Source organism: Methylicorpusculum oleiharenae (assembly GCF_009828925.2).
Lineage (GTDB): Bacteria > Pseudomonadota > Gammaproteobacteria > Methylococcales > Methylomonadaceae > Methylicorpusculum > Methylicorpusculum oleiharenae.
Window position 1 is genome coordinate 361,793 of the sequence record NZ_WUTY02000002.1, and the last position, 18,219, is coordinate 380,011.

At 50.3% G+C, this 18,219-nt stretch carries 12 protein-coding genes and 1 riboswitch; of the genes, 8 read left to right on the forward strand and 4 right to left on the reverse strand.

Going from position 1 to position 18,219, the window contains the following annotated elements; translation table 11 throughout:
- Window positions 1-11: 11 nt before the first annotated feature.
- From GO003_RS25065 to GO003_RS25100, 8 genes are all read left to right on the forward strand, one after another.
- Window positions 12-794, forward strand: a complete 783-nt coding sequence (locus GO003_RS25065) for a hypothetical protein (RefSeq protein ID WP_159653847.1) — start codon at window positions 12-14, stop codon at window positions 792-794.
- Window positions 795-870: 76 nt separating this feature from the next.
- A riboswitch (cyclic di-GMP riboswitch) is annotated at window positions 871-955 on the forward strand.
- Between the two features lie 85 nt (window positions 956-1,040).
- Window positions 1,041-1,460, forward strand: a complete 420-nt coding sequence (locus GO003_RS25070) for a hypothetical protein (RefSeq protein WP_159653849.1) — start codon at window positions 1,041-1,043, stop codon at window positions 1,458-1,460.
- Between the two features lie 628 nt (window positions 1,461-2,088).
- A complete protein-coding gene (locus tag GO003_RS25075; protein ID WP_231089278.1) occupies window positions 2,089-4,671 on the forward strand; it encodes a TonB-dependent receptor domain-containing protein in 2,583 nt (860 codons plus the stop codon).
- 406 nt (window positions 4,672-5,077) lie between these two features.
- Entirely contained in the window at window positions 5,078-5,743 is a 666-nt protein-coding gene (locus GO003_RS25080; protein ID WP_159653853.1) for a response regulator transcription factor, read from the forward strand.
- Window positions 5,740-7,065 carry an ATP-binding protein gene (locus GO003_RS25085; protein WP_159653855.1) on the forward strand — a complete coding sequence of 442 codons (1,326 nt, stop codon included), beginning with the start codon at window positions 5,740-5,742 and terminating at the stop codon, window positions 7,063-7,065. The genes GO003_RS25080 and GO003_RS25085 overlap by 4 nt, the downstream gene beginning before the upstream one ends.
- Window positions 7,062-8,384 (forward strand): TolC family protein, encoded by a 1,323-nt coding sequence (locus tag GO003_RS25090; RefSeq protein ID WP_159653857.1) that lies wholly within the window; start codon window positions 7,062-7,064, stop codon window positions 8,382-8,384. The genes GO003_RS25085 and GO003_RS25090 overlap by 4 nt, the downstream gene beginning before the upstream one ends.
- A 100-nt stretch (window positions 8,385-8,484) precedes the next feature.
- Complete coding sequence (locus tag GO003_RS25095) at window positions 8,485-9,465, forward strand: efflux RND transporter periplasmic adaptor subunit (RefSeq protein WP_231089279.1); 981 nt, start codon at window positions 8,485-8,487, stop codon at window positions 9,463-9,465.
- Window positions 9,462-12,527, forward strand: a complete 3,066-nt coding sequence (locus GO003_RS25100) for an efflux RND transporter permease subunit (RefSeq protein ID WP_231089280.1) — start codon at window positions 9,462-9,464, stop codon at window positions 12,525-12,527. The genes GO003_RS25095 and GO003_RS25100 overlap by 4 nt, the downstream gene beginning before the upstream one ends.
- A 456-nt stretch (window positions 12,528-12,983) precedes the next feature.
- On the opposite strand, the gene GO003_RS25105 is transcribed toward GO003_RS25100, so the two are convergent.
- The 4 genes from GO003_RS25105 to mobH form a co-directional block, all read right to left on the reverse strand.
- The gene (locus GO003_RS25105; protein ID WP_159657529.1) at window positions 12,984-13,517 is read right to left on the reverse strand and encodes a DUF4400 domain-containing protein; all 534 of its coding nucleotides are present in this window, start codon (window positions 13,515-13,517) and stop codon (window positions 12,984-12,986) included.
- 87 nt (window positions 13,518-13,604) lie between these two features.
- Complete coding sequence (locus GO003_RS25110) at window positions 13,605-14,165, reverse strand: hypothetical protein (protein ID WP_159657527.1); 561 nt, start codon at window positions 14,163-14,165, stop codon at window positions 13,605-13,607.
- 11 nt (window positions 14,166-14,176) lie between these two features.
- Window positions 14,177-16,003 carry a conjugative transfer system coupling protein TraD gene (traD, locus tag GO003_RS25115; protein WP_159657525.1) on the reverse strand — a complete coding sequence of 609 codons (1,827 nt, stop codon included), beginning with the start codon at window positions 16,001-16,003 and terminating at the stop codon, window positions 14,177-14,179.
- Window positions 15,993-18,215 carry a MobH family relaxase gene (mobH, locus tag GO003_RS25120; protein ID WP_159657523.1) on the reverse strand — a complete coding sequence of 741 codons (2,223 nt, stop codon included), beginning with the start codon at window positions 18,213-18,215 and terminating at the stop codon, window positions 15,993-15,995. Before mobH ends, traD begins: the two co-directional genes overlap by 11 nt.
- Window positions 18,216-18,219 lie beyond the last annotated feature (4 nt).

Consider the following 18,219-nt stretch of genomic DNA (forward strand, 5'->3'; position numbering starts at 1 on the left):
AGGAATAAATAATGGCTTTGGATACTTTAACTGTTTATGCTGCTTCGAAAACTGAACATTCCGATCATATACTTGTTCGTGTTTATTGGATGACTGGCAAGAATCGTCGCAAAGCGATCGATGTCTCCTTTCCATTGAGTTGCCATGATTACCTGGCTGCCGCTGAAGCTGTAGCCATTCGTTATCTACTTAGCGAGGCGAACATTTTTAATGTCAATCGAACGGGCCTAAACTTAAAGCTTGTCTTTTCAAAAGGCGCAATCAAAAAAATGGCCAAAAATGCGGCAAACAGAAAGAGCTCCCTCAACAATCGAGATCTTTATGAATACGGCTACCCAATCTATACTCGCTATGCTGAAGCCCAGATAGAGGTGTCAAAAGATAAATCTTGGTTCCCAATCCAGGAAGAAATTACTGAGGTCCCGGTTGTCAATAGCCAAGAACTTAAAGGCATCGAAAAGATTGATACAGATTCCTTGGGCGTTATAGCCATAACCCGACATGCCATGGAAAAATATGGTGTGCATTGCGGTACGATCGACATGAACGCAACCTGGAAAAACATCAATCGTCGATTTAAGTCTGGGAAAATCGAGCAGATTGAATTGCCGTCAAAGGTTTTAGCCCACAAATTGAAAAAATATGGCTCAGCCCCGGAAGTATGGAAGCATCCAGACAATCCACTGCATTATGTTTTTTGTAATCGCACTAATCACAAACTCCTTGTGACAGTATTCAAAAAGGATCCTGATGAACTAGTCACATTTAATCCCTCCTTATATAATAAAATCTGACTAAATTATAGAAATACGATCTCGCTGTTTTCTACGGTTAGCACCCTAGACTATCACCGTAGTTAGGAATTTCTGTGACAGATAAAGGCAAACCAGTTGTGAGGCTGAGACGCAAAGTCACCGATCCATGGCATTATGTCAGGGGCAGCGGGATTACCAGAGTCGCGTGACTACCATAATAATAGGCTAGTCCTCCACGATCTATGAATAACCTCAAAGTCCCTGTCTCAAAATAGGAGACAGGAAATGTTCACTTTAGCAAAAGCAATAATTGCTTCAGGCGCATTGATTTACGGTGCTGCCAATATCGATCCAGTTACCCCTCCAGAAAACACTGGTTTTTCATCAAAACCAGCTACAACTAAGTTCCTTTTTGCTCCAGATCAAAAAGCCCCTGACACTTTTGCTCGTAATGGTAGCGACATTGAAGCCAATGTCGAACAAGGCTCAGAGCACTTCGATGACATTGCGATGCAATTTCCTGGTGTTTTGGGAAAAAAACTTCAATCTGTCATGAAGCACGGTTCTAAAGCAATCCTCATGGAGGACTCAGAAACCAAAGCTGCCGAAGAAAAAATGATTGGTTCTTTGGTTCAAGGTCTAAGACATATTGGCGATGCGATGGCCGCAGATATGGTTCGTTCCGCACAAAAGGCTCGCGGCTAGAAATTTGGGCTATTTGCATTCTGGGGTTGGAAATCAGAACGATACATGTTTTTTAATCGCGCAGTTTTGTGCAAAACAGGGTTGGATCGTTGATGAGCGAGGTTACTTGTTATGTGCAATAGTCGGTTGTGCTGTCAATGCTCGTTACCGGCCATCACTTGTCGGTCGGGATGACTATTCAATTTCAACGATTAATACATTCTATAATCCAGTCGAATGTCCGGTATCCGGCGAGCAAATTGAAATTATCACTGTGTCATAACGACCCATTTTTGCCACTCGCGCTTCTCCAAAGCGGTCATTCGGCCAAATCCAGATCCTGCGAACTAGAAAGCTACAAAGCAGTCATTGGCGACCTCAACCAATCGGCCAAAACCGGCCACTGAGGATGCAGGCGAAATTTTCCATTCCTAAGTTCAGCGAATGGCAGCTTTTCGGCGAGCAATTTTGCGTTCTCTTTGGCTTGACCCGGCCAAAACCGGACATTTAGTTTTGTCCTTTTTCATGTAAGACAGTGTCGAATATTTGTCGATATAGAGTCTCTAAAATGCTATAAATAATCATCACTTTATATTTATGATGATCCAGGGATTTTATGCGCATCAATCAAAAGACTCTGCTGTGCCTTTTGGGGCTGCTGCTGTCTCTATCACCCTCACTCGTCCAGGCCCATACCGGCAGCCTGACACTGAGTGGCTGGACTAACGGCTTCAATCATCCTCTGCACGGCTGGGACCATCTTTTAACTATGCTCGCCGTTGGCGTATGGGCGGCGCAATTGGGTGGCCGGGCGGTTTGGCAGCTTCCCCTTGCCTTCGTCGGGGTGATGAGTCTCGGTGGGCTGGCCGGCATGATGGGGGTGTCCGTGCCGGGCGTGGAAACGATGATTCTGCTGTCCGTGTTGGTTTTCGGTTTTCTGGTCGTCCGCAGCATCCGCTTTCAAGCAGTGATCAGCGTGCTCATCGTGGTTTTTTTCGCCTTTTTTCATGGCCATGCGCACGGTCAGGAAATGCCCACTTCGGCCAGTCTGCTGTCATTCGCGCTCGGCTTCATGTTGGCGACCTTACTATTGCATGGTGCGGGCATCCTGGCCGCGCGTCTGGTTATCCTAGCCTTCGCCTATTCTCTGGGCAACAGCGCTTACGCAGAACCGTCTGACAACGCTTCAACCGATAAACCCAACGCCCAAGTTACCAACGGGGAACCGGTGACACTCTCAGAAATGATCGTGACTGAACGCGCCGATTCAATGGTCGGTTATGCCGACAGCGCCTCACAAGGCAATGTGGGGCAGGCGCAGTTGGAATATCGGCCTATTAACCGGCCCGGTGAAATTCTCGAAACAGTGCCGGGCCTCATTACTACTCAACACAGTGGCGAAGGCAAGGCGAACCAGTATTATTTGCGCGGCTTTAATCTCGATCACGGTACGGATTTTCTGACCCAGATCGAGGGTGTGCCGGTCAACCAGGTCTCCAACGCGCACGGACAAGGCTGGACGGATACCAACTTTCTCATTCCCGAATTGATCAAGACCCTCAACTATCAAAAGGGTAATTACTACGCCGAAAACGGAGACTTTTCCAGTACCGGCGCGGCCAATATCAAGTACTTCAACGACCTGCCCGACAACATCGTTAAATTTACCGGCGGCAGTTTCGATTACTATCGGGGTTTAGCGGCGGGATCAAGCAAACTGGGTGATGATAGCAGCCTGCTTTATGCTGGCGAAGTCGTCAATAACGGTGGCCCGTGGACGGTCAGCAATGATTATCTTAAATTTAATGGCGTGCTCCGTTACAGTAAAGAACTTGAAGATTCCGGCTGGAGCGTCACAGCCATGGCTTATCAGGCCGATTGGCAATCAACCGATCAGATCCCCAGGCGCGCAGTTGATTCCGGCGTGATTGGCCGGTACGGGACTCTAGATCCAACTGATGGGGGTAGTAGCCAACGTTACAGCCTGACGGCCGAATGGCATCGTCAGGACGCCGCCGGTGCTACCCGGCTGATGGCGTATGGACTTTATAGCGAAATGGCTTTGTATTCGAATTTCACCTATTTCCTGAATGATCCGGTTCGCGGCGATCAATTTGCCCAACCCGACCAACGCTGGACCTCCGGTCTCAAAGCAAGTCATACTTTTTTTCATCAACTCGGCGCTGCCGATTCCGAGACTACCCTCGGGCTGCAAATCCGAAACGATACTATCGAAAACGGCCTGCTCTTAACCCAAGCCCGAGTAAGTTATGACACCGTTCGAGCAGATGATGTCTGGGTGACCAGTGCCAGTCCCTACGCGGAAAACAAAACGCGCTGGAATGACTGGCTACGCACCACTTTTGGTGTACGCTTCGACGGCTTTCGCTTTAATGTGGACAATAGCAATATCCCGGAAAACAACGGCAACACTACCGACGGCTTGGTCAGTCCAAAACTCGGCATCGTCTTCGGACCTTGGGCGGATACGGAGCTTTACCTCAATGGCGGCCTCGGTTTTCACAGTAACGATGCCCGCGGCGTGAACACACGCGTTGACCCCGCTAGCGGTAAATCGGTCGATGCCGACGGAAATCCCGTCAAACCGGCAGCCCCGCTAGCCCGCACGTATGGCGCGGAAACCGGGCTACGCACCACTTGGGTCAAGGGCTTGCACAGCACGTTGGCGCTATGGTGGCTGGATATTGATTCAGAACTCTTGTTCGTGGGCGATGCCGGCACCACCGAAGCCAGTCGTCCCAGTCGACGCTACGGCGTGGAGTGGGCTAATTACTACTCACCGACTGATTGGTTGACATTCGATGCGGATTTCAGTTTTTCCAGGTCACGTTTTCGAGATGATGCGCCGGAAGGTAATCATATTCCTGGGTCAGTGGAAACGGTCATCGCCTCCGGCGCTACGTTTCATGACCTCTATGGCGGCTTTTTTGGCGGTCCGCGTCTGCGCTATTTTGGCCCGCGATCACTGATCGAAGATAACAGCGTCCGTTCAGACTCAACTATTCTTCTGTCTGCAATGCTTGGCTACGCAGTCAACAAGAACTGGACTGTACAGGCGGAGATGTTTAATCTTCTGGATAGAAAAGACAGCGCCATTGACTACTACTACCCATCCCGGCTGCCCGGCGAAGACGCTGCCGGCATCGATGATGTTCACTTTCATCCGGTCGAACCGATGAGTTTCCGTATCAGTTTGAAAGCAGCATTCTGAACAGGGAGTATTCCAATCCGCCTATCAAATAATCACTATCAGAATGTATATATCGAATGACCGCAATGGGCCGATTGGTTGAGGTCGCCAATGGCGGCTTTATAGTCCTTCAATCCCAGAATATGGCTTCGGCCGAATGGCCGCTTTGGAGAAGCGTGAGCGGCAAAAATGGGTCGCTCGGCGACCGTCCGCTCATCAGATTCATCGCCGAAAAGCTGTCATTGAATTCCGATTCCCGAAAGCTGCCGTTCGTCACTGTGTCAAACCGACCCCAAGCCGCCGTTGATCAACTCCAATAACGAACGACCGTTATCGATACCTTCCCGAACATTCGAAGTGCCTTAACTATTACTTAAATCTTGATCATTTACACTGTTGGCCAGATGAACATACTTTAAAGGTCAACATGCGTTTGATATTAGCGGAAGACGATCCGATGATCGGCCAGTCGATCCGGGATGGATTGCAGTTGGATGGCTTCGTGGTCGATTGGGTAAAAGACGGGGAACAAGCCAAACAAGCTCTATCACATGCGGCGAGCGAGTACGCTTTATTGTTGCTCGACTTAGGGCTTCCGCGCCTATCCGGCCAGGAGCTGCTGGTCGAACTTCGTAAATCAGGCAACGCCATCCCGGTGTTAATCCTAACGGCACGCGATGGGCTTAGTGATCGAGTCCTCGGTCTCAATAGCGGTGCGGACGATTACCTGGTTAAACCTTTTGCCTTGGAAGAACTCGTTGCCCGTATTCATGCGCTGGTACGCAGAAGTGCTGGACGCGGCACTTCAGAGATTGAATACGGCGCCTTACGCATTAATCCGCTGCGTCACGAGGCCTGGTTGCGCGAAACCTTAGTAGACTTATCCGCTCGCGAGTTCGCATTGCTGCATGCTTTGATGGAACAGCCGGGCGCTGTCCTGTCCCGTCCGCAATTGGAAGAGCGCCTCTATGGATGGGGCCAGGAAGTGGCGAGTAATGCGGTCGATGTCCACCTGCACAATCTGCGCCGCAAACTCGGTGTTGATATTATTTTTAATGTCCGTGGCGTCGGTTTTAAAGTGGTGAAGCCATGAACACCTCTATTCGTAAACGGCTAACTTATTGGTTAATGCTCGTCCTACTGGTTGCCGGTATCGCGTTTGCCGTGCCGACTTGGCTGAACGTTCACGAAGAAATTGACGAACTATTCGACAAGGTGTTGCGTGAAGCAGCTTATTCCTTGTCTCATTCAAGCAGCTTGCAAGATGTTAAGCCCAACACAAATAGCTCTGGTTTAAACAGCGATGGGATTGATTTAGTCAGTCAGATCCGTGGCCCGAATGGTCGAATTCTGTTTCGATCCCATTCGTTTTCATCATTACCGCAAGGCGGAAATCTGGGATACGACACGGTTAACTGGCAGAACCAAGATTGGCGAGTATTTAATTTAAAAACCGATAGTGGATTTGTCCAGGTCGCTCAAACGACGCAAGAACGCCGTGAAACCGCCAACGAAGTTGCCTTGCATGTATTGACGCCGTTACTGATTTTACTGCCGGGATTAGCTTTATGGGTTGGCTGGGCGATTGGTCGCGGTTTAGCGCCATTGGCTCATGTGGCTGAAGCTGTGGCGTGTCGCAATCCTCATTCATTAGATCCGATCCCGAATAAGGGCTTACCGGAAGAAGTTGGCATCCTAGTTAGCGCAATAAACACGCTGCTGAGTCAATTGGATCAGGCACTGGCGGCGCAGCGCCAGTTTACTGCTGATGCGGCGCACGAACTGCGTAGTCCACTCACTGCACTGTCCTTGCAAGCACAACTGGCCGAGCGTGCCACTGAACCCGTTCAGCGTGATCTAACTATGCAAACTTTACGACAAGGTATAGCCCGTGCCAGTCATCTGGTTCAGCAATTGCTGATCTTGGCTCGGCTCGATCCGGAGGCTGGCGATTATCCGCTCACGCCGCTATTTTTGGATGATTTGGCGCGGAACGTGGTAGCCGATTTTGCCCCACAAGCCGCCCATAGCCACATTGATCTCGGCCTGTCGCACGCGGATCATGTCAGGGTTGCCGGCACCGAAGAGGCGCTGCGCATTCTCCTCGGCAATCTGCTCGATAACGCCATCCGCTATTCACCAGCAGATGCACGGATTGACGTCAGTGTCACCGGCGAAGCCACTGCGATTCGTCTGGAAGTCAACGACACCGGGCCAGGCATTGCCTTGGATGAGCGGGCTCGCGTGTTCGACCGATTCTACCGCGTATTGAATAGCGCCGAATCAGGCAGTGGTCTTGGCTTATCCATTGTGCGGCGAATAACCGAGCAGCATCAGGCTGATATTAGGCTGGCCGATGGGGATGGCGGCATTGGCCTCAAGGTGATTGTGACGTTCCCGGAGGCGAGCGCATGACGCCTTTTGCTTCCAGTCGTTTTCCAATAACGCTTCTCGCTTTGTCGTTGACTGCCTGTACCCCGCAAGGCAAGGGTTTGAGTGACGTCGCTAACGATCTGGAACAACGTACAGGTCAGCATTTTGCCGAAACCGGTGCCGACGAAACCGCATGGCCCGCCAATATCTCATTAAATGACGGCTTATCCGATGACGAGTTGGTCAGTTTGGCGCTATGGAACAATCCGGCCTTTCACGCGACCTTGGCGGATTTAGGCCTGTCTCGCGCCGATCTCGTGCAAGCTGGGATGCTGCCCAATCCCACCCTCTCGATGCTGATGCCGTTTGGTGCCAAACCTTTAGAAATGACATTGATTTATCCGCTGGAAATTTTCTGGCTACGCCCGCAACGGATCGAAACGGCAAAGCTGGATGTTGAACAGACCGCACATCGTTTGGTTCAGACAGGCTTGGACTTGATCCGCGACGTGCGGGTCGCCCATGCTGAATTGACCTTGGCCAAGGAGCGCCTGAAATTGGCTCACTCCTCCGTTACACTGAATCAGAACATAGCCGAGCTGACTCATGCGCGATTGCGAGCCGGCGACGCTAGTGAACTGGAAGTCACCAATGCCCAAGTCGATTCCCTTCAAGCACAGGAACAACAAGGTCGATTCCGGCACGATTGCGAGATAGCAAAAGAGCGGTTACGTAATTTGGCTGGGTTGAGTCTGGAACAGTGGCCTGAAAACATTAGTGCGGAAAAGTTACCCGATAGTAATAAGTTCGATGCTGAAAAACTGCTGACCGAAGCTTTAAATGCTCGTCCCGACCTGCGTGCCGCAGAAATCAACGTCGAATCAGCAGCCGAACGTATCGGCTTGGCGAAGGCTGAGGTATTTAAACTCACCGCCAGCCTCAACGCCAAGCAAGTGAACGGGCCCTTATTGGCAGGACCAGGCTTAGACGTGACATTGCCTATCGTTAATCAAAATCAAGGTGGTATCGCGCAAGCGCAGGCACGCTTCGATAAGGCCGCCAGGCAATATGTCGCCACCCGACAACGGATTGCCTTGGATGTCCGAGAAGCCCATGCCCGATTGCAACAGGCCAGTGAAAGCCTGAAACAGTGGCAACAGACTATCCTGCCGCCGCTGCGAATTGCCATACAGGATGCTGAAAACGCCTATGCGGCCGGTAATGTCACCTACCTCTTCGTACTCGAAACCCAACGCCGTTGGCTGGACGCGCAATTGAAAACCGCGCAAGCCGCCGCCGATTTACGCCGCGCCCGCGCAGAACTGGAACGCAGCGTCGGCCAGCGTCTGAAGCCTGCTTAACTTAGACATTACTGGACTCCAAGGTCGGATATTTATGAACCCCGCACATCCAAACCACAAGTCATCGACTTGTCGGCTCCTGCTGTCAGTTTTATTACTAATGACCGGCAACCTACCGGCCGCCGAATCAACATCGCCGCCGCCTGCCAAAATCGAACATCCCGTTAAGGAAAGTGATCTGACCAAAGTTGTCTTGACAGCGGAAGCCGTCAACCGGCTAGGCATCGTTACCACGACGGTTGAAAAACGGGGGCTGATGCGCACGCGCTTGTTCGGCGGCGAAATCACACTGCCGGCGCTGAATGCTTCAGCAAACAGTAACAGCCAATCGGTTTATACCATCCTGCCATCGCTGGCACCGGCAGAGCTCGTGCGTTTGGCGCAATCGCAAATTGATGCCGACGGTCAGGTGGAGCAGGCCAAGGTGCAAGTGCAAGCCGCGCAGATAGCCTTGAATCGCACCGAACAGATGCGCCGCGACAAGGTGGGCACCGAACGCTCGGTCGATGATGCGCGAATACAGCTAGGCTTGGCCGAGGCCAATCTAAAAACCGCGTACGAACGCCGCGATTTGCTTGGTCCAGCGCTGTTAGACGTCAACAACCGGAGCACGTTTTGGGTGCGGGTGCCGGTCTATGTCGATGATGTATCGGGATTGAACACCACAGCCCAAGCCCGTGTTGGCGGGCTGAAAGATTCGCCTGAAAATGTCTCTCGTCCTGCCGTGCCGGTCGCTGCGCCGCCTTCCGCCAATCCGGCTGCCGCCACGGTCGATCTGTTCTATGCGGTGAAAAATTCGGATACCTCATTACGCCCCGGTCAGCGGGTCGGTGTTTCAATCCCGCTGCGTAGCGATGACGAAAATCTCGTCGTACCCTGGTCGGCGATTGTGCATGACGTAAGTGGTGGCAGCTGGATATATCAAGTGTTGGAAACCAATAGGTATATGCGCCGACGGGTACAGGTACTGCGGGTGGTTGACGATCAAGCCGCCATAACGGGCGACATCATGGCGGGTATCGAAGTGGTTACTTCCGGTGTGGCCGAATTGTACGGCACCGAATTTGGAGTCGGCAAATGATGCGCTGGTTGATTACTGTTGCCTTACGCCAACGTCTATTAGTGTTGGCCTTGGCTGTGGTACTGGTGATATTGGGTGTGCAAGCCGCCCGGCAAATGCCGTTGGACGTGTTCCCGGAATTCGCGCCGCCGCTGGTGGAAATCCAGACTGAAGCACCCGGATTGTCCACAGAGGAAGTGGAGAGCCTGATCACCGTACCCTTGGAAAACGCGGTCAACGGCACGGCCTGGCTCAAAACCCTTCGTTCCAAGTCGGTGTTGGGTCTGTCGTCAGTGGTCTGTATCTTTCAGGAGGGCACGGATTTGATGCGGGCCAGACAGTTGGTGCAGGAGCGCGTCGCCACCGTCACACCACGACTACCGGCTGTGGCTCGCGCTCCGGTGATGTTATCGCCGTTATCGTCCACCAGTCGGGCGCTGAAGATTGGCGTTACATCGAAAAAACTGTCGCAAATGGAATTGTCCGAATTGGCTTTGTGGACCATTCGCCCACGCTTGATGGCGGTGCCTGGTGTGGCCAACGTAGCCATTTGGGGGCAACGTGATCGGCAGTTACAGGTACTGGTCGATCCTGATCGCCTGGCCGCCAACGGCGTGACGCTGGATGCGGTGGTGCGTGCGGCGGGCGATGCGGCCACCGTATCGGCTGGCGGCTTTGTTGATCTACCCAATCAACGCCTGCCGGTGACCCATGTGTCTTCGCTGCAAACACCGGACGATATGGCGCGCACCGTGGTGCAGTTCACTGGCGGTGCGCCTTTGCGCCTGGGCGATGTGGCTGAAATCGTTGAAGGTCATCCGCCGCCGATTGGCGATGCGGTGATCAACGATGGGCCGGGCTTACTGCTGATTGTCGAAAAACAACCCTGGGGCAATACCTTGGATGTGACTCGCAAGGTCGAAGCGACATTGGCGGCTTTGCAACCCGGTCTGCAGGAGGTCGACATCGATCCGACTATCTTTCGTCCGGCAACCTTCATCGAACGTTCGATAAATAATTTAAGTGATGCACTGATATTGGGTTGCGTGCTAGTCGCTGTAATTCTGATCGCCTTTTTGTTCGAGTGGCGAACTGCCGTGATCAGCCTGTCGGCGATTCCGCTGTCGCTGCTGACGGCTGCGGTGGTGCTTTATTTGCGCGGCGGCACGCTCAACACCATGGTACTGGCCGGCTTGGTGATTGCGGTTGGTGAAGTGGTCGATGATGCGATTATCGACGTCGAAAACATTATGCGGCGGCTGCGGTTGAACCGAGAGGCAGTCCATCCGCTGTCGACATTCCGCGTAGTCTTGAAGGCCTCGCTGGAAGTCCGCAGCGCGGTGGTGTATGCCAGTTTGATCGTAGCGCTGGTGTTCGTACCGGTGTTTTTCCTGGACGGCTTGGCCGGTACCTTTTTTAGGCCGCTGGCGTTTTCCTATTTGTTGGCGATTTTGGCTTCGCTGCTGGTGGCGCTGACCGTAACGCCGGCTTTGTGCCTGATGCTGCTGCCGAATGCTAAGCCGCGAGAAGACGACGCACCGCTGACGCGGGTTTTAAAGCGGCATTATCGCCAGCTCTTGCCGGCTATCGTCAGACGTCCGCAATGGGCAACAGGTTTCCTGCTGGTGGCTTTTCTATCAACGGCCATCGCGTTACCGCGACTCGGTGAGTCGTTTCTGCCCAACTTCAAGGAAACCGATTTTTTGATGCACTGGGTCGAAAAGCCCGGTACCTCGCTGGAAGCCATGCGCCGCATTACCGTGCAAGTTAGTAAGGAACTGCGGGCGATTCCCGGTGTGCGTAATTTCGGTTCGCACATTGGCCGAGCTGAAGTGGCCGACGAAGTGGTAGGGCCGAACTTTACCGAGTTATGGATTAGTTTAGATACGGCGGTCGACTACGACAGCACCGTGGCGAAAATCCAGGCAGTTGTCGAAGGTTATCCGGGCCTGTACCGCGATGTGTTGACTTATCTGCGTGAACGGATCAAGGAAGTGCTGACCGGTGCCAGTGCGACAGTGGTGGTGCGCTTGTTCGGACCTGACTTGGATGTGCTACGAGATAAGGCTGCCGAAGTCAGTAAAACCATCACTGATGTGCCCGGCATCGCCAACCTAAAGGTGGAGCCGCAAATATTGGTACCGCAGATACAGATACGGCTTAAGCCTGACGTGGCGGCCAACTTTGGTTTGACAGCCGGTCAGGTGCGCAGGGCTGCCGGTACGCTAATCAAAGGCAGTAAGGTCGGCGAAATTTACCGTGACCAAAAAGTCATCGACGTGACGGTTTGGGGTGCTGAGCGGGTCCGTCATGATCTCGCTGCACTCAGGCAATTAACTATAGATACGCCATCCGGGGCACGCGTGCCGTTGGGCGATGTGGCGGACATCTACATTGCACCTACGTCGAATGAAATCAAACGAGAAAACGCCTCGCGCCGAATCGACGTTACCTGCAATGTCAGTGGCAACGATTTAGGCGGCGTGGCGAGGGAAATTGAAAACCGCGTGAAAAACCTGACGTTTGCGCAAGGCTATCACCCGGAGTTTCTGGGCGAATACGCAGCACGACAAGCGTCTAGCGAACGGCTGGCGTGGTTGAGTTTGGCTTCATTGCTGGGCATCCTGGTGTTACTGCATGTTGATTTTCGCTCGTTGCGCTTGGTGCTTTTAGTGGCGTTAACCTTGCCGTTTGCGTTGATCGGCGGCGTTGTCGGAGCGTTTTTAAGTGGCGGGGTACTGTCGCTTGGCTCGCTGGTCGGTTTCATCACCGTATTGGGTATTGCTGCCCGAAACGGCATCATGCTGTTAAGCCACTATCGACATCTGGAACAGCAAGAAGGCCAGGTATTTGGGGCGGGATTGGCGATGCGTGGTGCCGAAGAACGTCTGGCACCGATACTAATGACCGCTGCCTGTGCCGGTCTGGCCCTGTTACCGCTAATCCTGAAAGGCAACGTGCCCGGCCACGAAATCGAATACCCCATGGCGGTAGTGATACTCGGTGGCTTGATTACCTCGACGTTGCTGAATCTGTTTTTAATGCCTTCCCTGTATTGCAGGTATGGCAACGCTACAGCATAAAAATTAAAGGAAGTTACAGGATATTCAGTGTCAGAAAACGGGTGACGTGCGGACCTCCAAAGAAGGGAGTTTAAAGAGTTGTGAGTGACTGGTTTTGGCCGGCTCAACCCAAAGAGAACACAAAACTGCTTGCCGAAAAGCTGCCATTCGCTGAACTTAGGAATGGAAAATTTCGCAGGCATCCTCAACGGCCGGTTATGGCCGATAGGGTGAGGTCGCCAATGGCTGCTTTGTAGCCCTTCAGTTCGCAGAATCTGGATTTGGCTGACTGGCCGCTACAGAGAAACAGGACCGTCAAGAATATATCGTAACAAGACAATCTAATCCTACCCAACCTACTCATGAAATATCCGAAAGTCAAATTCCAACCACTTGATCAAGTTCAATGATCAAGCTTGTCGGCCTTCATTCCAACCTCATTTGGCAAATAACCAATTAATTAAAGGGTGACGAGCATTAATAATTTGGATAATTTGCAATCGCCAAACTGATAAAGACACTGATCAATACTGCAAGCACAGGAACAATCGATAACGGGATTGGAATGGGACAAAGTAGCCACAATACAATCATGCAACTCAGAGCTAAAATCATGTGTGCGGAGGTATTATAAAGGGGCGGCACAGGGGAACTGAAAATTTCCAACTTTAGTCTCCTCTCGAATACACCCGCTACAAATCCCATGACAATGGGTAGCCCCAACCAAATCCCGAATTTTGACAAAATAACAAGTCGTAATGCCAGGCTGTAAGCCTGAAGTTTTACCGACGCAGCCCAGTCACCCGGAATATCGGCTATGGCTTCGCCAATAGGGTCGCCGCTATTTCTGAACTTTTCAGAATCATCGTGACGATCTCTGAATTCATTCGCGAACGCTGCAACAACGGTCAGATTTCTTTTGTAGAGGCTAATCAATTCCTGGTTTAATTTTTCTTTCCCGCCCAGAATAGTGATCGCAGCATTGTAATCCGACCTGATAAAGGCAGACATCTTGCCCGGGCTCATTAGCAATGGCAATCCGAGGGGTGTAAAAAACAAGATCATGACCCAAACAAGAAAATGTTTTCCCATTTAGCTTCATTCCAACAGGCCAGCTAATTTTAGTTCTGTCATCGTGAACACTCTTGAAGCGCAAAGCAATTTGCTTTGTGCGCTTTTAAATGCTCCATGAGGTTGTTTGACCCAGGATAATTCTTCGCTCACCGAGGATTTCATTATTTCATCCAAATAGCCGTCAATACTGGGGTCATAAATAGTCCATACACCACTTCGCTTTATCATAAGGGTCATTTCCAGGCATTGAACCAATTCAGATGATACTTTCTGGATAAATACCTTCTGTTCTTTCATGTCGTTATTGTCTTTAACTATCGACCTTTCGGCCTCCGCTAAACCTGCATCAAGACAATTCACCAACAAGCTTTTTCTCTCATTTCTAGGGTCTGGCCAATACAATGTCAACAATGAAGTTAAACGTTGAGACGCCTCGCGGAGATTAGGCCATCGCGCGAATAATTCCTGAGAACCAGAATAGCGTTTTGTCGCCCTGCAAGCTTTCTTCATTTCAACGCAAGCGGAATCAAGCGGTATCGATAAAGGTTTTTTCAATGAAATTATTTCGACTGGGTGATCAAGCATACTATTCAATCCTAATGAGTAATGATTGGCAGCCGTCCCTTGATGACCCTGCCGCCGGCAATTGATGCGATGTAATGGAAATTGGGCAAATGCCCAAGAAGGTGTTGTGGAAATAGATCATGCTCGCCAAATATCAATGACTGGCCGCTGTTTCCCGAATAATTGATGATGTTTTCGGCCGAGTTGACCGCGGTGGATCTGCTTTGCTGAACCGTTTTGATGTAGGTCTGCCCGAATGTTTCGGCAACGAATTGTTGTGTATCCCCGTCTTTGATTCTAAGCGTGATCAGGTTATTGCAGTTTCCGAGCACCTGCCTGGCCCTCGCCTCGTCGCCGAGTCTGGCCACAATATCCGGCAAGGTTTGCGTGGCCATGACCACTTGGAAGCCAGCCCCGCGTCCTTTATTAAGGATCTGGATAAACGGCAGATTGACCACTTCATTAGCCTCGTCCACGAACATAGAAATTCGTCCAGGCTTGTTGCCGCTGTTGTAAATCATCCCGGCTACAGACGCGAAGTCGGCCAGGACGATTGACCCGATCGCCGATGAAACGATCGAATCCGATAATGAATCCAGGCCAACATATAAGACATGTTTGCCAGAAATTATTGTCGATGTATCACAGATGGGTCTTTTGTCCCACGCATCTTCTTCGTTGGGCGATAGAAGCTCGCCTAAATCACCCGAGGTCAGCATGTTCAGAACCGGGATAAGCGATGCGATCATTTTCGAAAAGTGCATCCGGTTATGTTCAACCAGCGAGAGCAAACCGTCTATCCCTTCTGATCCTTTGGGTGTGTTGCTCAATTTTGCGCGATACCACTCGATTGTCGCCAGCCAATCCGAATTGGTAATGGTCTCCATTTTTTTTGCCTTGCCGGCTTTAGCTTTGATGAAAAAAGGCTCCGCACTGCCCCCTTCGCTATTCCAGCCCGCCTCAACCCGGTTGGCGTGCGCTTCAATCGCGTGGACCAGCAATGCTTCTGCTCCACCCTCGATGTAGTAACGCAATTGCTTGATCGATGGCCGCTTGCCGGTCTCCACAAGCCCTTGTGCAACCAGGTTTAGCGTCCTGAACGCGAAGGCCGTAAAGGCATCTGATCCGCCAGTTTGAGAAGGAAGTAATGCCGCTATCCGCGAAGCAATTTCGGTTGTTCGCGTAAAATTTCGCAGGGGATCAAGGCGGATGGATGACCGTGGAAATGCAGGATGAAATAATAAAAAAGCATCTTTTCTGCCCGCTCTTACGCATTCAAGCTCCATCCTATCCCGCAATTCTTTATCGCCTTTCGGATCGATCATGATTACCGTATCGCCGCGGTGAATCGCTTGAGTCACCATGATTTCGTAGGCTCTCGTCTTCCCTGATCCGGTTGTTCCGAACATGATGGTGTGTCCTTCTAGGGATTTCAGAGGAATTAAAACCTCTTTTTCTTTACCCAAATTAAGACCATGAATCCAAGGGCTCCCAGGGCTCTCTTGGTTATGATTCATTTTTGCCCCAGACAACATGTAGTCGATCGCTCGTTGAGTATGGATAGGCATCCAATCGAACCCCCAGCCAAACCACATTCGTTCTGGTTTTAACAATGCCATGAATTGCTCGACACTCAAATACGTCAACATTTCACCCAGCTTTCCTCTACCTACCCAATCAAGGCCTTTAATCGCTGATTTCAATGACATATATCCAAAACACATCCACGGGATCATCATCGCATTCCCGCCTGGCAACATGATGTAGCCGGCAAAGGTAATAGCAGTAGCCACCAGCCAAGCCGATGCAATATAAAGCTCATAAGGCTTTCTTATGTAGGGGTCATAATTACTTGCCATCGAACAAATTCGCCTTTATCAAAAAGTAGCGTGAAGTCCCTTTTCCTGTCTTGGTTAAGCCAGTTATATTCCCGTCTATTAATTTAATTAACCCCGCCGATTTCAATACTGAAATACAGTCATTCAATTCGAGACCGGTTTCTTTCAACCCCTTTGCCATCACTTTCGTAATGCCGCCCGGCAATACTGATAAGTGTTCTTCAGGCAAGCGCTTCAATTTTTTGAGTACCAAGTCGACACGGCCTGTTTTTTGGGTTTTTGATTGCGGATCATTTCCAGTCAAATGACTGATTTCAGATGGCGAGTTTTGCAGTGAATTCGATTGTTTTTTCTTTTTGGTGTTCGTGTTTTCTTCAGGTTCGTTTTTTGATTGCGCTATCAAAAGATCAATTAAAGATTCAACACCTTTATCGCTTGTCATTTCCCCACAGTCCTCATTAAGAAATGGCTTGTTGGCCTGTGCCCAATCTGCTTTTCCGGCCTGTTTCTGGTTGCCTTTTTTATGATGGTTATCGGGTTGCGTGACAGTCACTGCATTATTTTTAATGCTCACTTTGTCCTCATCGACCCGAATTTCATCACCCGCAACGTTATAATCCCTCCCCTCCGGAAACTCGTAGTCTGCGGCATAATCATCATCGTAGTTATTAGCGATCAATTCTTCTGATGATGCCTCAGCTATTGCGTTTGAACCCAGTTCATCTTTTTTTTTGCCTTGTGATAAGGCTTGGCTTTGTTTTTTTAATTGATTGTCTTGTTCAACAAGAGGGTGCTTGCCGCTTTCCTCTCCATTTGATTCAGTCGATGCATTACGTTCATTGTCTTTACGAGCTATCCGCGATTCACGATTTCCTGTTCCTTTTTGATTATGTTTTTTTAAATCTTCCAACTCATTTTTAACTTCTTGCCACTCTAATTCCTCTTTTATCTCCTTTTCGTTCTTATCCTCATCGAGTTCATTCTCTTGATGCGCATCTGTGCATAACTCTTCGTTAATCGGCTGATGGTGTGTCTTTACAAACAAAATCTCAGGCCTTGCTATCTTTAGACTATCCAGACACTTCCTGTCTTTGCTGTCGATCACGGGTACCGAAATTTCGTACACATATCCTCCCAAATGATTTCTGCTCACAATTCCAGCTTCCAGCAGGATATCCGCTAGGACTTCGTTTGTATTCGGAATAAAAGGGCATTCGTTTGCTCTCAGTTCATGTTGCATATCCGTCGCTGCCAAAGGCCATACTAAAAAAACACCATCCTTTCCATGCCAAACTCGGCCATTTTCATCGTTAGGCGTCCACCGTTTTTTCTGCACCAGATGTCTCATGGCATCAATTAACCAGGGTTCCAAATGCATCCCAGGCAATGGTTTACCATAGCGATCCGCGTGACTCCATTCATCACGTTCCATGATTTTGTAGGTCACCGCGGCGAAAATACGTGCCAAGGGATTGCTTTTGTCTTTTTTGTCCTGAAGTGCCGAATAGAGTGTTTTGTAAATCGCCTTTTCGCCGGCAGCCAAAATATCCGCCTGCTCTTTTTGAATTGCTTTGCCCATCATGATGTAGATCGTCGATCGATCTTCGGTTTCGTTCCAGCGGATGTGATAACGCGCCAATTCATTGTTTATCAGCCACTCGTACAATAACTCTCCACCCGGGCGCCACTCGATCCCAAGACCCTCGGCATACACTGAAATTTTCGACAGTGCGGTGATCGCTTCGCAAAACAATCCATTTAAAAAAGCGGCATGCGCCCAAAGTGATTCTTCTTCCTTTCTGATTTCAGGTGTTGACCTCGTCAATATCCGTCTCTCGGCATACCTGATTGAAAACAGGGATACTTCTAAGCAAAAAGCAAATAGCCCACCGATTAATTTGAAGTGGTTTTTTTCCGATGCCGGCAGAAGGTGTGTCATCTCGGCGAGATGTCTGATCGGAGACATCACTTTTTTTTCTACCTCATCTTTGTTATGTTCCCCTGCCAAGCCTCTCGCCAGGATGATCTGCTTGATCATGTCCCTGTTTTTTTCGATCAAATGCTCTACAGGGATCACTGGAATTCCTAAAGGAAATCCAGGCAGTCTTTGGGCATATTCATCGAAAACATCCCATTTTGTTTCTCTGTGCTTTTCAATGGGCTTCTTGTCAAGATTCAACTTACTCTTTTGCGCATTGGTTGTTTTAAAAAGCGCAGCAATTTTTTTGATCATCGCA

Bases quoted from the DNA above. Each gene is read 5' to 3' on its own strand.
- GO003_RS25065 (WP_159653847.1), top strand. From the start codon at position 12: ATGGCTTTGGATACTTTAACTGTTTATGCTGCTTCGAAAACTGAACAT.
- GO003_RS25070 (WP_159653849.1), top strand. From the start codon at position 1,041: ATGTTCACTTTAGCAAAAGCAATAATTGCTTCAGGCGCATTGATTTAC.
- GO003_RS25080 (WP_159653853.1), top strand. From the start codon at position 5,078: ATGCGTTTGATATTAGCGGAAGACGATCCGATGATCGGCCAGTCGATC.
- GO003_RS25085 (WP_159653855.1), top strand. From the start codon at position 5,740: ATGAACACCTCTATTCGTAAACGGCTAACTTATTGGTTAATGCTCGTC.
- GO003_RS25090 (WP_159653857.1), top strand. From the start codon at position 7,062: ATGACGCCTTTTGCTTCCAGTCGTTTTCCAATAACGCTTCTCGCTTTG.
- GO003_RS25095 (WP_231089279.1), top strand. From the start codon at position 8,485: ATGACCGGCAACCTACCGGCCGCCGAATCAACATCGCCGCCGCCTGCC.
- GO003_RS25100 (WP_231089280.1), top strand. From the start codon at position 9,462: ATGATGCGCTGGTTGATTACTGTTGCCTTACGCCAACGTCTATTAGTG.
- GO003_RS25105 (WP_159657529.1), bottom strand. From the start codon at position 13,517: ATGTCTGCCTTTATCAGGTCGGATTACAATGCTGCGATCACTATTCTG.
- GO003_RS25110 (WP_159657527.1), bottom strand. From the start codon at position 14,165: ATGCTTGATCACCCAGTCGAAATAATTTCATTGAAAAAACCTTTATCG.
- traD (WP_159657525.1), bottom strand. From the start codon at position 16,003: ATGGCAAGTAATTATGACCCCTACATAAGAAAGCCTTATGAGCTTTAT.
- mobH (WP_159657523.1), bottom strand. From the start codon at position 18,215: ATGATCAAAAAAATTGCTGCGCTTTTTAAAACAACCAATGCGCAAAAG.